14 protein-coding genes are annotated in these 15,614 nt (G+C 46.3%); 11 read left to right on the forward strand and 3 right to left on the reverse strand.

Translation table 11 applies throughout. The features are described 5' to 3' along the window. Positions 1-63: 63 nt before the first annotated feature. The 11 genes from purT (at position 64) to DC345_RS04070 (ending at position 13,298) form a co-directional block, all read left to right on the forward strand. Positions 64-1,251: a formate-dependent phosphoribosylglycinamide formyltransferase gene (gene purT, locus DC345_RS04020; protein WP_113052001.1), complete on the forward strand. Its 1,188-nt coding sequence runs from the start codon at positions 64-66 to the stop codon at positions 1,249-1,251. Then, positions 1,241-1,699, forward strand: coding sequence for a GNAT family N-acetyltransferase (locus DC345_RS04025; RefSeq protein WP_062328403.1), 459 nt, complete (start codon positions 1,241-1,243; stop codon positions 1,697-1,699). Before purT ends, DC345_RS04025 begins: the two co-directional genes overlap by 11 nt. 350 nt (positions 1,700-2,049) lie before the next feature. Further along, entirely contained in the window at positions 2,050-2,841 is a 792-nt protein-coding gene (locus tag DC345_RS04030) for a CAP domain-containing protein (RefSeq protein WP_258530549.1), read from the forward strand. Between the two features lie 247 nt (positions 2,842-3,088). Continuing rightward, positions 3,089-3,955 carry a GDSL-type esterase/lipase family protein gene (locus tag DC345_RS04035; protein WP_113052003.1) on the forward strand — a complete coding sequence of 289 codons (867 nt, stop codon included), beginning with the start codon at positions 3,089-3,091 and terminating at the stop codon, positions 3,953-3,955. After that, entirely contained in the window at positions 3,956-4,921 is a 966-nt protein-coding gene (locus tag DC345_RS04040) for an ABC transporter ATP-binding protein (protein ID WP_113052004.1), read from the forward strand. After that, positions 4,914-5,903, forward strand: a complete 990-nt coding sequence (locus DC345_RS04045; RefSeq protein ID WP_063563174.1) for an ABC transporter permease — start codon at positions 4,914-4,916, stop codon at positions 5,901-5,903. Before DC345_RS04040 ends, DC345_RS04045 begins: the two co-directional genes overlap by 8 nt. A 77-nt stretch (positions 5,904-5,980) precedes the next feature. Beyond that, entirely contained in the window at positions 5,981-7,960 is a 1,980-nt protein-coding gene (parE, locus tag DC345_RS04050; RefSeq protein ID WP_099858369.1) for a DNA topoisomerase IV subunit B, read from the forward strand. Between the two features lie 12 nt (positions 7,961-7,972). Beyond that, positions 7,973-10,435 carry a DNA gyrase subunit A gene (gyrA, locus tag DC345_RS04055; protein ID WP_113052005.1) on the forward strand — a complete coding sequence of 821 codons (2,463 nt, stop codon included), beginning with the start codon at positions 7,973-7,975 and terminating at the stop codon, positions 10,433-10,435. A gap of 229 nt (positions 10,436-10,664) precedes the next feature. Further along, positions 10,665-11,102, forward strand: coding sequence for a MarR family winged helix-turn-helix transcriptional regulator (locus DC345_RS04060; protein WP_063563171.1), 438 nt, complete (start codon positions 10,665-10,667; stop codon positions 11,100-11,102). A gap of 241 nt (positions 11,103-11,343) precedes the next feature. Further along, complete coding sequence (locus DC345_RS04065; protein ID WP_076288997.1) at positions 11,344-11,790, forward strand: MarR family winged helix-turn-helix transcriptional regulator; 447 nt, start codon at positions 11,344-11,346, stop codon at positions 11,788-11,790. Then, complete coding sequence (locus DC345_RS04070) at positions 11,787-13,298, forward strand: DHA2 family efflux MFS transporter permease subunit (protein WP_113052006.1); 1,512 nt, start codon at positions 11,787-11,789, stop codon at positions 13,296-13,298. Before DC345_RS04065 ends, DC345_RS04070 begins: the two co-directional genes overlap by 4 nt. A gap of 112 nt (positions 13,299-13,410) precedes the next feature. Here the strand turns inward: DC345_RS04070 and DC345_RS04075 are convergent, their stop codons facing one another. The 3 genes from DC345_RS04075 to DC345_RS04085 form a co-directional block, all read right to left on the reverse strand. After that, positions 13,411-13,755 carry an MGMT family protein gene (locus DC345_RS04075; RefSeq protein WP_113052007.1) on the reverse strand — a complete coding sequence of 115 codons (345 nt, stop codon included), beginning with the start codon at positions 13,753-13,755 and terminating at the stop codon, positions 13,411-13,413. Between the two features lie 119 nt (positions 13,756-13,874). After that, positions 13,875-14,606, reverse strand: coding sequence for an RluA family pseudouridine synthase (locus DC345_RS04080; protein ID WP_113052008.1), 732 nt, complete (start codon positions 14,604-14,606; stop codon positions 13,875-13,877). Between the two features lie 2 nt (positions 14,607-14,608). After that, the gene (locus tag DC345_RS04085) at positions 14,609-15,472 is read right to left on the reverse strand and encodes a class I SAM-dependent methyltransferase (RefSeq protein ID WP_024630567.1); all 864 of its coding nucleotides are present in this window, start codon (positions 15,470-15,472) and stop codon (positions 14,609-14,611) included. Between the last annotated feature and the right edge of the window lie 142 nt (positions 15,473-15,614).

Raw genomic sequence — 15,614 nt, forward strand, 5'->3', positions numbered from 1 at the left:
CCAAAACCCCGAAAATAGAGAGATAGATATAGAAGATTTCTCTTTGGGAGGATTGGAAAGAACATGTGGGGTGCTCCATTTTCGGCTCAAGCCAAAAAAATGCTGCTATTGGGCAGCGGAGAATTGGGAAAAGAGGTCGTTATTGAGGCCCAGCGACTGGGAGTAGAAACGATCGCTGTTGATCGTTACGAAAACGCACCTGCCATGCAGGTTGCACATCGGTCTTACTGCATCGACATGTTAAATGCCGAAGCTCTGAAACAATTGATCCGAAAGGAACAACCTCATTACATCGTACCTGAGATTGAAGCAATCGCAACTGAAGCATTACTCGAGCTTGAGGAAGAAGGATTTTGTGTCGTTCCTACGGCACGTGCTGCCCGTTTAACGATGGATCGCGAAGGCATCCGCCGTCTGGCAGCCGAACAATTGAACCTTCCAACAGCGGCCTATCTTTTTGCGGACAACCTGGAGCAACTTCAGGAAGCTGTTCGTGAATTGGGCACACCATGCGTCATCAAACCACTAATGAGTTCTTCCGGTAAAGGGCAGAGTGTATGCCGTACAGCGGATGACGTAGAGGATTGCTGGAACATTGCTCTTTCGGGAGCACGTGGCAAATCCGTACGAGTCATTGTGGAAAGCTTCGTGAAGTTTGACAGCGAAATTACGCTGCTCACAGTTAGATCTGTCTCAGGGACTGTATTTTGTCCTCCGATCGGTCACATTCAAAAAGATGGGGATTATGTCGAATCGTGGCAACCTCACGCGATGACACCGGAGCAATGGGAACAAGCTTGTCATATTGCCAAGTCTGTTACGGATGAACTCGGTGGTTATGGACTGTTCGGGGTTGAATTATTCCTGACATCAGATGGAGTCGTGTTCAGCGAGGTGTCGCCTCGTCCGCATGATACAGGTATGGTTACTATGGTAACGCAAGATAGTTCCGAGTTTGCGCTGCATGTGCGTGCAATTCTTGGTTTTCCGGTCACAGATGTACATTTACTGACACCGGGAGCTTCAGCAACGCTGAAGGCTAATGATGAAACATCTGACTTTACTGTAGGCGGGATTGAAGAAGCACTGGCGCTTCCTCGTACTCAGGTTCGTGTATTTGGTAAACCTGAGGCCAAAGTGGGACGCCGAATGGCCGTAGCATTAAGTGCCGGCCAAGATGTGGAAGAAGCTCGTAAAACAGCGGTACAAGCCGCTAATATGCTGAAAGTGGAGGTAAATCATGTCCAATAATGTTGAGGCCCCTGTACTGATGATCCGAGAGTGTGAACTGCGAGATGCTGAAGCGGTAACGGGACTGATGCGAGAGGTCAGCTATCCCACAACAGCCAATGTCATGAAAGAGCGCATTGAATGTTTGGAAAGTAATCCAAACGCATGCATGCTTGTTGCCGAAGTGGATGAACAAATTATTGGTGTGATTGGCTTGCAATGTGTGCAAAGTCATGCCTATCCGGAACCTGCCGCACAAATTACGTCCTTGATAGTAGGGCAAGAGCATCGTGGGGGCGGAATTGGCCGTCGTCTGATGGCTCGTGCCGAGGATTGGGGCAGACAGCAAGGTGGGAAACAATTGTTTGTCACCGGAGCGAACCGTGAAGTGACTTCAACAACTTATTCTTTCTACGAGCATATTGGTTTCCAGAAGAGAGGCTATCGTTTCAGTAAAGTCCTTCTATAGAAAAAGTGTTTTATTATATCGCGATCTTCACGTTTTTGGTGCGGTGAATGATAAAAGAAGATAAGTGGCATTCGGCGAGCATTTTTAAGTCCGGATGCCATTTTTTTATGCCGCATTTTAAGGATGATGGTTGTATATTTGGTTGATATACCAGCGATTTAAGAGCAGTTTGTAGGATAAGGTGCAATGTACTATTAACCGTCTACACCCACTTGAAACAGCTAGTAAAAATGACAAAAAAGTTACTTTTCCATAATTTATGGGTTCACAATCTACTATCCTCTTGATATACTCCTAGAGTATTAATTACAAAGTTGTCATAACTAATATTCCTAAGGAGATGAATGAATTTGAAGAAGAAATGGATGAAAACCGTGGTAACCAGCAGTCTGACAGCCGTACTCGCCGTAGGGGTTATGCTCCCTGCTTCCGCTTCTGCTGCAGATGCATCATATAAAACAACGACTAAAACTACTACGTATAAAATTACGAGTGCGGAAAGCTTAAAAGCGTACATTGAGCAATGGCTGAAAGATAATGGTTACACTGTATCCACTGGCGAAGGGCAAACAACAGTAGAGAAGCCTGCAACACAGCCTGATCAAACAACTAAACCTGCTCAACCGACAACTCCTGCCAAACCGGTAACACCTGCCAAACCAACTCAAGAAGATAAACCGGCAACTACACCAGCCAAAGATCCTTCAAATAGTGGAACTGGAACTGGAACGACTACAGGCAATACAGGCAACAGTGGTAGCGAGAGCACACAATCGGATTTTGCAGCTCAAGTTGTAAAACTTGTGAACGCTGAACGTGCCAAAGCAGGCCTGGGCGCATTGGCTTCCGATGCTCTTTTGGACAAAGTGGCTGTAGCCAAAGTTAAAGACATGAGCAACAACAATTACTTTGATCACCAATCACCGACCTATGGTTCTCCGTTTGACATGATGAAACAATTCGGAGTCACTTACAGCTATGCTGGCGAGAATATCGCGAAAGGGCAAAAAACACCTCAAGAGGTTGTTACAGCCTGGATGAATAGCGAAGGCCACCGTGCGAATATCCTAAGCAAAAACTTCACGAAAATTGGTGTTGGATTCTACAACGGATATTGGGCTCAAGAATTTATCGGTAACTAATTCATTTTATTGAAGAATATTTTAATTTTAGTTCAAAAAAAGGTTATGTCATCACAGCTCGAAGCTGTGCGTGACATAGCTTTTTTTTGTAAAAGCATGTTTGAAACTGAATTCTGCTTAATACAGCGGCAAAATTTGCAAATTAACGACAGAACATTTATGTTATTTAGAAAAAGCGTCATCTTAATGTAAAATCATTTTAAATTTTAAGCACCCAGCCAGGTGTACATGAGCGGAGATGTGAAGAATGAAAAAAAGGAATCTTGATTCAGCGCCATGGATCTGGAGAACCATTAGCACAGTATCCATATTGACAACATTGCTGCTGTTATTTGGGTTTGGATACGCGATTAAAGACGTCATTTTTCCTGAGGGAGATGCCCGATTAGGTACAGGACAGCAGACAACGACACCTGCCAAGGATAGCGGGCAATCAACACCTGTGGTGAAAGATGGCAAAATTCGAATGGCTGTAATCGGTGATTCCCTGGCAAGAGGTACGGGGGATGATGAGGGGCTTGGTTTTGTAAGGCGGGCAGGTAATTTGCTCAAAGATCAAGGATATGATGTGCAAGTGCTTAACAATATGGGTGTGAATGGTTTGAGAACAGACGCGTTATTGAGCAAGCTAGATGAACAAGGCGTACGTTATGTCTTACAACAGTCCAACTTTATTCTGTTGTCGATTGGAGCCAATGATCTGTTCCAGGGTGGACAAGTTCTACAGGGAGAAGACGCTCCAACGGCAGAGACACTTACTGCGGCATTACCGGAGACGTCGAAGCGTTTGCAGGAGATCTTGAAGAAAGTCAAAGAAATTAACCCTGATGCACAGATTGCATACATAGGGCTATACAATCCGTTTGGGGATGTAAAAGAACTCAAAGAGCCAGGAAATGCGGTTGTAGCTGCATGGAACGATGCTGCGATGAAGGTTCTGAACAACGAGGACAAGATGACACTCGTACCTACATTTGATTTGTTTGAAAATCATCTGGGACAATATCTGTCGTCAGATCATTTTCATCCCAATGGAGAAGGCTACGAGCAAATTGCGGTTCGAATTGCACAAGAATATCAAGCAGAGACTCCAGCAGAAGGGAGCGGTAAATAAATGGCACAAGAACAGACTGATTCCGTATTGTCCGTGCAGCATCTGAAGAAAAAAATTGGACGCAAGTGGATCATTAAGGATGTTACTTTTGACGTTAAACCAGGCGAAATTTTCGGTTTTCTGGGACCCAATGGTGCCGGGAAGACAACAACCATCCGGATGTTAGTCGATCTGATTAAACCCACGGAAGGTAAAATTCAAGTCTGTGGATATGATGTCAACTGTGATCCTGAACGGGCCCTGAAATATGTGGGTTCCATTGTTGAAAACCCGGAAGTGTACACGTATTTGACCGGATGGGAGAATCTTGAGCATTTTGCACGGATGCAGCCAGGGGTGGATAATGACCGTATTCAGGAAGTCGTAGATATTGTACGCCTCGATCAGCGGATTCATGATAAAGTAAGAACCTACTCTCTGGGGATGCGTCAACGACTTGGCATTGCACAGGCATTGCTTGGTCGCCCACGGCTGCTGATTCTGGATGAACCAACGAACGGACTTGATCCTAAAGGGATTAAGGAACTTCGTGTCTTTATCAAACAGCTTGCTAGCGAGGGCATGGCAGTGTTCGTCAGCAGTCATTTGCTCAGCGAGATCCAGCTTCTTTGTGACAGGGTAGCAATTATCAGTGCCGGGCGCGTGCTGGCAGTTGGCGGCGTCGATGAACTGATTGAAGACCATTCCAAATTGGCGATATGGCATGTTACTCCGCTGGAGGAAGGCAAAAAGATGCTGCTGGATGCAGGTGTTTCCCTGGTGGATCGGCCTGCTGACGTGATGGACGATACCATTGTTGCAGGGCTTGGTCCGAATGCGGTCGTTGCTGAAATGCATGAAGATCGGATTCCGGCCCTGGTGCAGCAAATGGTGCAAGCCGGAATTCAGGTTGAAGGAGTGCAGCGGATTCAGCCAACGCTGGAACAGCTATTCTTAAAAATGACAGAAGGTGAATCCATTGAGTAACATCATGCCGCTGATCCGAAACGAAACGATCAAGATGGTAAAGAAAAAACGTCTTTATATTATTTTTATCGTACTCGCGGTCCTGGTTCCGATGTTTACGTATGCCCAGATGAAATCTGCGGAAAATAACCGTGACAAGTTTGGGGGCGACTGGCGTCTTGAACTGCAACAAGCCATTACGGATAATCAGAACTCGCTTGGCAGTGACCGGGTACCTGAAGAATACAAAAAGTACAGGACTGTGTACATCCAGCAAATGCAATACTATCTGGAGAATGACATCAATCCGAAGGAGCCTGGCGGTGTAACTTTTACGCGGGAATTCATGAATAACGCCGTTGGCTTGTTTATCCCGCTGCTCATTATGGCGATTGCTTCGGATCTGGTATCGGGTGAGCGCACCACAGGTACGATTAAAATGCTTCTGACCCGTCCAGTCAAACGTTGGAAAGTGTTACTGAGCAAGCTCATCACGTTGATTATGTTCGTGTCGATTATTGTGGTATCGGCGTACGTTATCTGTTATGTCATCTCGGGAGCGGTATTCGGATATAAAGGTTTCGGCATGCCGATCTTTACCGGTTTCAAAGTTGTGGGTACAGATGTCGATATGTCAGCAGTCCATGCTGTTGACCAGTGGCTGTATATGCTAATGCAGGCAGGGCTGATCTGGTTCGTCAGTATCATTGTGGCGATGCTTGCCTTCATGGTCTCTGTATTAGTGCGAAGTACAGCAGCAAGTATTGTCATCATGATGGCAGCACTCATAGCAGGAACTATTCTTACCAGTATGGCTGCATCATGGCAGTCAGCCAAATATTTGTTTATGGTTAACCTCGAACTTCCGAATTATTTGTCTGGCGGATTGCCACCAATCGAAGGGATGAATTTGGGTTTTTCCCTTATTGTGCTTAGTGTTTGGGGCATTGCTTCACTCTTTGTGTCATTCATTGTCTTTACGAAACGGGATATCTTGAATTAAAATGGACAAGGATAAGAAAACATCTGTTTGCATTTCAGGCATTTTTTTTAGTTGCAAGTTAAGAAGGGGGAGCATGAATGGTCGAGCAAATCGATATGTCGGCAGGTTCGACAGGCGGAGGACAAGGGTCTTCAGGCTACGACGCGGACGACATTCAAGTACTTGAAGGACTGGTAGCGGTACGGAAACGGCCGGGGATGTACATCGGCAGCACCAGTACTTCGGGTCTACATCATTTGGTATGGGAAATCGTGGATAACGCTGTCGACGAACATCTCGCCAAATTCTGCTCCAAAATCGATATCACGCTGCATAAGGACGGTTCTGTTACGGTTCAGGATAACGGAAGGGGAATTCCGACAGGTATACATAAAACAGGGATTCCTACTCCCCAGGTCGTGTTTACGATTTTGCACGCAGGCGGAAAGTTCGGTGGATCAGGATATAAAAAATCCGGCGGTTTGCACGGTGTAGGTGCGTCAGTTACAAACGCATTGTCCGAATGGCTTGAAGTCGAGATTTTCCGTGATGGCAAGATTCATCGTCAACGATTCGAGTATTGGCAAGACAAAAAAGGCGTTGAGCATGTCGGAGAACCGGTGTCTGGTCTCGAAGTATTGGGCAATACCAATCGAACGGGAACCAAAGTTACGTTTAAACCGGATATTCGGGTGTTTCAGAACGGCATTCAATTTAATTATGATACACTGGCAGAACGTCTCCAGGAGATTGCTTTTCTGAATTCGGGTCTGAGAATTGTGCTCAAGGACGAACGTTCAGGGAATCAGGATGAGTACATGTACGAAGGCGGAGCAAGCCAGTTTGTTGCTTTTCTTAACGAAAATAAAGATGTGCTGCATGATGTCATTCACTTCTATGCGGAGAAGGATGACATCGAAGTCGAAGTAGCGATTCAGTATAACGCGGGTTATACCGAAACGCTGGCGTCGTTCGTGAACTCGATTCCCACCAGGGGCGGCGGTACACATGAGACCGGATTCAGGGCAGCTTATACACGTGTGATGAATGACTACGCACGGCGTACCAGCATGATTAAGGAAAAAGATAAAAACCTCGAAGGTAATGATCTTCGTGAAGGCATGATGGCGGTCATCAGTGTCAAAATGTCGGAAGTTGAATTCGTAGGACAAACGAAGGATCAACTCGGTAGCGCTTCCGCGCGTAGCGCAGTAGATTCTGTCGTGTCCGAGAATATCCAGCGGTTTTTGGAAGAAAACCCGCAGGTTGCGCAAACGTTGATTCGCAAAGCGGTTCAGGCCTCCAGAGCGAGAGAAGCTGCACGAAAAGCTCGGGATGAGATGCGGACCGGCAAAAAACGCAGTGAAAGTTCCAACCTGAACGGCAAACTGACTCCAGCACAATCCAAGGATTTTACCCGAAATGAACTGTTTATCGTCGAAGGGGATTCCGCAGGGGGTTCAGCCAAACAGGGACGTGATTCCAAGATCCAGGCGATACTCCCGCTTAAGGGTAAACCGCTCAATCCGGAAAAAGCGAAGTTGGCCGATATCCTCAAAAATGAAGAATATCGTGCCATTACATCGGCCATCGGAGCAGGTATCGGAACCGAATTTGCAGTTGAAGACAGCAATTATTCCAAAATCATAATTATGACGGATGCCGACACGGATGGCGCACATATACAGGTATTGTTGCTGACTTTCTTCTACCGCTATATGAAACCGCTCATTGATGCAGGCAAAATATATATCGCTCAGCCGCCATTATATAAACTCACTCGAAAATCAGGAAAAATGGCCAGTGTACGTTATGCCTGGACTGATGAAGAGCTGGCGAATTACATGAAAGAATTTGGAAACAATGTGGAGCTTCAACGTTATAAAGGACTTGGCGAGATGAACCCGGATCAACTGTGGGAGACAACGATGAACCCTGAAACACGCGCTTTGCTCAAAGTAGAAATTGTCGATGCAGCAAAAGCGGAACGTCGTGTATCTACACTCATGGGTGATAAGGTTGATCCGCGCAAACGCTGGATTGTAGAGAACGTCGACTTTACAGAGTACGAAGAATAGAAGGTGCTTGGAATGAGTCTATCAGAACAATTTATGCCGGCCTTTCTCGAAGAGGTCGTAGGTGATCGTTTCGGTCGCTACTCCAAATACATTATTCAGGACCGGGCCATTCCCGATGTACGGGATGGTTTGAAGCCGGTGCAGCGGCGTATTCTTTACGCAATGTACGATTCAGGTAATACACCGGAGAAACCATATCGGAAGTCCGCAAAAACAGTTGGAGATGTTATGGGTAATTACCATCCTCACGGGGATTCCTCCATCTATGAGGGGATGGTACGGATGGCACAGCCATGGAAAATGGGGCATATGCTCGTGGACGGTCATGGAAACTGGGGGTCACAGGATGATGACCCAGCAGCGGCCATGCGGTATACGGAGGCCCGTTTGTCGCCCATCGCAATGGAGATGCTGCGCGATATCGAGAAACGGACTGTTCTGTTTAAGGATAATTTTGATAATACGGCCAAAGAACCGGTTGTATTACCATCACGTTATCCGAACCTGCTGGTCAATGGTGTAAGTGGGATATCGTCTGGTTTTGCAACGGAGATCCCTCCACATAATTTGCGTGAAACCATTGATGCTTGTATTGCTGTGATGGAGAAGCCGTCGATTGAGCTGGACGAGATCATGATGTTCATGAAAGGGCCGGATTTTCCGACAGGCGGATTAATCATGGGCGGCGACGGCATTCTGGATGCTTACCGCACAGGCAAAGGGCGGATCTATCTCCGCTCCAAAACCGATATCGAAAATATGCGCGGTGGCAAACAGCAAATCGTGATTACCGAGATCCCTTATCAGGTCGTAAAATCCCGTCTGGTTACTGCGATGGAGAACATTCGACTTGAGAAAAAGGTTGAAGGAATTGCCGAAGTACGGGATGAGAGTGGGCGTGAAGGCCTGCGAATCGTGGTTGAGCTGAAAAAAGAAGCAGATGCACAAGGTATTTTGGCTTATTTGCTGAAGAAAACCGACTTGCAGGTCACTTACAACTTTAACATGGTTGCGATTGTAAACAAGGCCCCTCAGCAATTGGGATTGAAATCAATCCTCGAGGCTTATATTGCCCATCAGCGTGAAGTTGTGACGTTCCGTACCCGCTTTGAGCTGGAGAAGGCGGAAGACCGTGCACATGTCCTGGAAGGTCTGGTAAAAGCTCTTAACATCCTTGATGAGGTCATTGCGGCTATTAAAGCTTCGAAGAACCGTCAGGATGCTCAAAATAACCTGATGTGGATGTTTGGTTTCTCCGAGCGTCAAGCGGATTCCATTCTGACTTTGCAATTATACCGATTGACCAATCTGGAGATTACTTCTCTGGAAAAGGAACTCGGTGAACTGATGAAGAAGATCGCGCAATTACGCTCCATTCTGGATAGTGACCGCAAGCTGATCGGAGTCATCCGCAAAGAGCTGATGGAGATTCGTGAGAAATACGGAATTGACCGTCGCTCAGCCATTCAGGGCGAAGTGGAAGAACTTAAGGTTAATCTGGAAGTGCTGGTGAACGCGGAAGATGTATTTGTCACTTTGTCCAAAGAGGGATACATCAAGCGTACAGGCATGCAGTCATTTACACGATCCGGCGGGGAACGTAACGCAAGTGGTGTGAAGGAAGGCGATTATATCGCTCAGGTCCTTGAAGTTAACACGCTGGAGAATCTGCTTGTATTTACGAAGAAAGGCCAGTATTTCCTGTTACCTGTGCATCAGGTACCGGAATTCAAGTGGAAAGATCCAGGAACGGCGATCGTCAACGTTATTCCACTGGCAAAAGACGATCGGATCTCAAGCGTGCTTGCTGTTAAATCTTTCGAAGAACCGGATCACAGTCTGGTCTTTGTCACTCGCAAAGGACAGGTTAAACGTACCGAGTTGAAGGAATACGTCACCAAGCGTTCCGGTGCAGTAGCCGCATGCAAAGTCGGCAAGGATGATGAGGTATTATCCGTTCATCTAAGTACAGGTGGCAAAGATATCATGCTGATTACCAAAGAAGCCATGGCTATCCGTTTCCGTGAGGATGAAGTAAATCCGATGGGGCGTGTGTCTGGAGGCGTACGTGGTATTCAGTTAAAAGAAACGGATGAAGTTGTATCTGTTCTGTGGGTGGAAGGCGATGAAGGCGAGGTTGCTATATTATCTGACTTGGGTTATGGCAAACGCTCTTTACTGCTGGATTATGCTCTGCAGAGCCGTGGTGGCAAGGGACTGGCAACATTTGAATTCAAGGAAGGCAAACGGGTGAAACCGAACGGTAGCCGAATTGTCGGAGCATTCTATTGTCGGGAACAACGAAATGTAACGGTGATGACCAAAGAAGGTCAATCACATCACATTTCTTCCGAAGCTGTACCTATTACTGAACGGAAACATATTGGTAAATTGCTTGTGCATGTGGATAAACAGGATGAAATTGTGGAGCTTATCATGGATCTCGCAGAGAATCAGGCAGCTTCTTCCTCCTAATCAGGATTCAATAAAGACTCTTTGCAGAACAGGGAAGCCTGTCATGTGAAGAGTCTTATTTTGTTGTTCAGACGCGGATTAAAAGAGGACCTCCATGCGAAGTTTAACAACCTTCGTCGATTACGGTCGATCGCTGGGAAATTGAAAAAAGGCAGCAGGAATGCGGCTTTGAAGGGCGAAAACTTAAGCAGGTGAAGTGATAACCGGTTGCAGAGAGGAGCGATTCAAGATGTATAATTCCGATTTTGCCAAGTGTTGGTCAAGGCTGACCAAGGACTACAAACTGCATATGGATCATGAGCTGGCACCGTCGTTAACAGAGGCGCAGCTGGCAGTACTGGAGGTTCTTGAGGATCACGAGAAGATGAAACCATCCGATCTGATTCCTTTTCTGGCCACAACACCCGCAGCAGTGACGATGTTGTTGGATCGTATGGAGAAAAACGGACTGATTCGCCGGGATCGGGATGATCAGGATCGACGAATTGTATGGGTTTCCCTATCTGATAAGGGACGCATGGAGACCGAACGTGGAATCACGATTCGTAATGAATTTATGAATTCCGTTCTCAGCAATATTTCAATGCATAACCAGCAATTGCTGGTATATCTACTAGGCAAAATGACGACACCAAAAACAAAAGAGCATGCGTTGTCCACATCTTAATGCCGATGGACGGACGAATAATAGTAACCATGGAACTCTTGCAGAACATGCAGGAGGGCTATGGTTATTTTTTATTGATGTGTACTTTAAAGAGTTTTGCCGGCTTTGAACATCTAAGAATAATCTCTGAAAATTTATATGTAAAGAGTTGACTATGTAAATATTTTTGTTATAATAAGTAATTGTTCCCCTGATATTTCGTGTACGAAATATTATATTCCATAAGTAAAAGGGTGAATTAATGTCTGACACATATGAAGTATTCTACATTATTAATTCGTTTCGGCAGGTCAATCAAATGCTCTTCCGGGCATTCTGGAATGAAAACAAGGAAATTGAGCTCACTTCGATCCAATTTATGGTGTTATCCATTTTGAGAGAGCGCCCTTCGATCGGTATCAATGAAGTGGCTGAGCTCTGTCATATGGGCAGCAGTTCCATGAGCGCTGTGGTGGAGCGCCTGGTCAAGGGCGAGTACATTGTTCGAACGCGTTCCGACTCGGACCGTCGATCCGTAAAGCTTCAGATTACGGGCAAAGGAGAACGGGCTCAGCAGGAAACACACCAATTGTGGATGGAGCGAGTGTCACCTATTCTGGATATCCCGAAGGAAGACCTTGAGCACCTGCTAAGAATTCATAATCAAATGATTGAAAAGTTAGAAGGAAGAGAGATGAACAACCAATGAGTACTACTGCAGCAGCAGCGCCATCCTCAGCGATGGACAATATTAAGAAAGGCCCGATTGTGGCCGCATTGTTAATCGGTGCATTCGTCGCCTTCCTGAACCAAACGTTGATGAACGTAGCTCTTCCTAAAATCATGGAGGACCTCGGCATCGGCGCGAATAAAGCCCAATGGCTGACTACAGGTTATATGCTCGTCAATGGTGTATTGATTCCGGTTACGGCGTATCTGATCGCCAAATTTTCGACACGTCAAATTTTCATTACGGCTATGACGCTCTTTACTTTAGGAACCTTGGTCTGTGGTTTAAGTCCGAACTTTGGTATTCTGATGGTAGGTCGTGTTATTCAAGCGGCAGGTGCAGGTATCCTGATGCCACTGATGACAGTTGTATTCTTGACAATCTTCCCGATTGAGAAACGTGGTCAGGCCATGGGTACGATGGGGATCGCAATGATTCTCGCTCCGGCCATTGGACCAACACTTTCAGGTTATGTGGTTGAGCATTATTCCTGGAGACTATTGTTCTATATCATTTTGCCATTCTCCGTTATTGCAACTGCAATCGGTATTGCGTTTGTCAAAAATGTAACACGTCAATCCAAACCTAAATTGGACTATCCAGGTGTTATTTTATCTACACTCGGTTTTGGTAGCTTGTTGTACGGCTTCAGTGATGCGGGTACAGACGGATGGGGCAGTGCAATTGTAATTGCTTGTCTGGTTGTAGGGGCCATTTCCCTGATCCTGTTCGTTATTAGACAGATGACAACCGATCATCCGCTGTTGGAGTTCCGTATTTTCAAATACAACATGTATACATTAACAACGATCATTAACATGCTCGTTACGATGGCGATGTTCGCCGGTATGATTTTGCTTCCGATTTTCTTGCAAAATATTCGTGGATTCTCACCAATTGAATCTGGTTTGCTGATGATGCCAGGCGCCATCCTGATGGGGATTATGTCTCCAATCACAGGTCGCATCTTCGATAAAGTCGGAGCACGCTGGTTATCCGTTGCCGGCCTTGCAATTACCGCTATCACAACTTGGGGGCTCAGCCGCCTGTCGATTGACACTACTTATGGTTACATGATGTTTATCTACACAGCTCGTATGTTTGGTATGTCGATGTTGATGATGCCAATTCAAACAGCGGGTCTGAATCAGCTTCCACAGCGCCTGAATGCACATGGTACAGCGATGTCCAACACATTGCGTACAGTTGCGGGTGCGATTGGTACAGCGATTCTCGTTACGATTATGAGTAGTAAGCTGAAATCCCATCTGGCAGATACCCTGGCTACAGGCCAAATCGCTACAGATGATAAGGCTGCAATGCTTCGTGCTACTGCAGATGCAACAATCTACGGCGTAAACTATGCATTTGTTGTAGCGACAGCGATGACTGTAGTTGCTCTGCTGCTGGCGTTCTTTATCCGTAAAACAAAACCGGCTATTGAACCTGTACCAACTGAGCAACAAAAAGTGAATGCAACAGCATAAATCATCCTTGATTACTGTTATTATTCATTCTATAAAGGTACTATAAATACAAAAGAGAGTTCAGGCAGATCACACTGCCTGAACTCTCTTTTTGTTATGCCTTGTGTTGACATTATTCTTCATCTGTCGATAGATCAAGGAGGAAGGTAGGACCAGGATCATGACCGAACAGTCTGAGGTTGATGCTTCCATCCATCTGGAATTCAACACCCTCGCTAATGAGCTCCGTTTCCTGCATGAGGCGTGAATGCTCGTCGGGAATGGCAATCAGACCTTTGGCGTTGACGACGCGGTGCCAGGGAAGACGCTCCTTCCGGCTCATGGAGTGCAGAATGCGTACAACCTGTCTAGCAGCTCTCGGGCTGCCTGCATGAGCGGCAATCTGTCCATACGTCATGACTTTTCCTTCGGGGATTGCTGCAATGATGGCGACGACCTGTTTCGTAAAAGGTGTTATAGTAGGTCTTCCTTTCCATTGGAGTAAAAAAACCGCGCCATTCAGATAAGGAATCTGGATGACACGGTTTACGGTCAGATTTGACCTGATCCTGTGAATGATTATTTTAAATATATCAATTAATGTTCTGATTTAAATGCTTTATCATACACAGCAGCCGGCCACTCTGCCCATGGGAATTCATGGGGAGGCAGGGACTGCAGGACAATTTCTTCCTTTGTTACCGGGTGGGGAAAAGCAGCGATGGCAGACCAGAGAGCAATTTGTTGACCAGGCTTATTCACACCTGCACCGTACTTTTGATCTCCAAACAGGGGGCAGCCAATCTCTTTCATTTGGACACGAATCTGATGAGATCTGCCTGTGTGCAGTTCGATGTGAACCAGACTGTAACGGTCGGTTTCGCCGATGACCCGGTAATCCAACACAGCATCTTTACCGCCAACTGTACCTTTAGGAACAACGGTGACGGTATTGGTACGTGCATCTTTCAGCAGCGTGTGTTTTAACGTTCCTTGTTTTGCAGGCAGCTTGCCATGTACAACAGCCGCATATATTTTGCGGAAATGACGTCCCCGAACCGTCTCGGATAATCTTGAAGCCGCCTTCGATGTTTTGGCAAAAATCATGGCACCACCAACCGGGCGGTCAAGACGATGTACTAATCCGAGATAGACGTTGCCAGGTTTGTTATAGCGTTCTTTCAAATCCTGTTTCAGCAGTGTGAGCAAATCCGGATCACCTGATGCATCTTCCTGGGTAGGTACATTGACCGGTTTCGTGATGCCTAACAGATGATTGTCCTCAAACAGAATCGGAATATTTCCCGTTGTTTGCGAATGTTCGGACATAATCAGGACTCCCAGCGGCCCAAGATGCCGCATGGCAGATCCAGACCACTACGGGTAATTGGAAGCCCAATTTCACCAGCTGTAATTTGACCGCCGTATTGGGCAGACATCGTCATTGTCAGCATGTTGCGCAGAACTGTAGACGAAATCCCGGTTGTGTAGGAATTGACCAGCATGAATAATGGGTTATCGGACAAAATTTCCATACAGGATTTAAGGAAAGGATAGAGGTTCTCTTCCAGCTTCCATGTCTCTCCGTTAGGGCCGCGGCCATAAGAAGGCGGGTCCATAATAATCGCGTCATACCGATTGCCACGACGTTGTTCGCGCTGTACGAATTTGAATACATCATCTGTAATGAAACGAACAGGACGATCCGCGAGGCCGGATAATTGAACATTTTCTTTGGCCCACTGTACCATGCCTTTAGCCGCATCCACGTGCACAACTGAAGCTCCGGCATAAGCTGCAGCAACTGTTGCGCCGCCTGTATATGCAAACAGGTTCAGTACAGAGATGGGACGTCCTGCTCCTGCGATTTTATCCATCATCCAGCTCCAGTTAGCCGCTTGTTCAGGGAACAGACCGGTATGTTTGAAGCTGGTTGGTTTGATGTGAAATTTCAGGTTCTCATATCCGATGGTCCAGCGTTCTGGGATCGGTTTTTTCATATCCCAGCTGCCGCCACCCGAAGAACTGCGGTGATAATGGCCGTGAACCTGGCGCCATTCATTGGTTTCTTTTTCAAGGGGCCAAATGATCTGTGGATCGGGTCTACGCAAAATCACATCGCCCCAACGCTCCAGCTTTTCGCCGCCTCCTGTATCGATTACTTCATAGTCCTTCCAGTTCTTTGCTACGTACATAATGATTTATCCATCCTTCAAAAGTCATTTGGATACTATTGTACAACAAAAAAGGGCCTGTACGCCAGTTGTGGTAGGCGCCTGAAAGGGTGCAGCGCCTAATATGGTGTTGAATTTGGTCCATCACCATATACTGAAATGG

This window comes from Paenibacillus taichungensis (genome assembly GCF_003287275.1).
Classification (GTDB): Bacteria; Bacillota; Bacilli; order Paenibacillales; family Paenibacillaceae; genus Paenibacillus; species Paenibacillus taichungensis_A.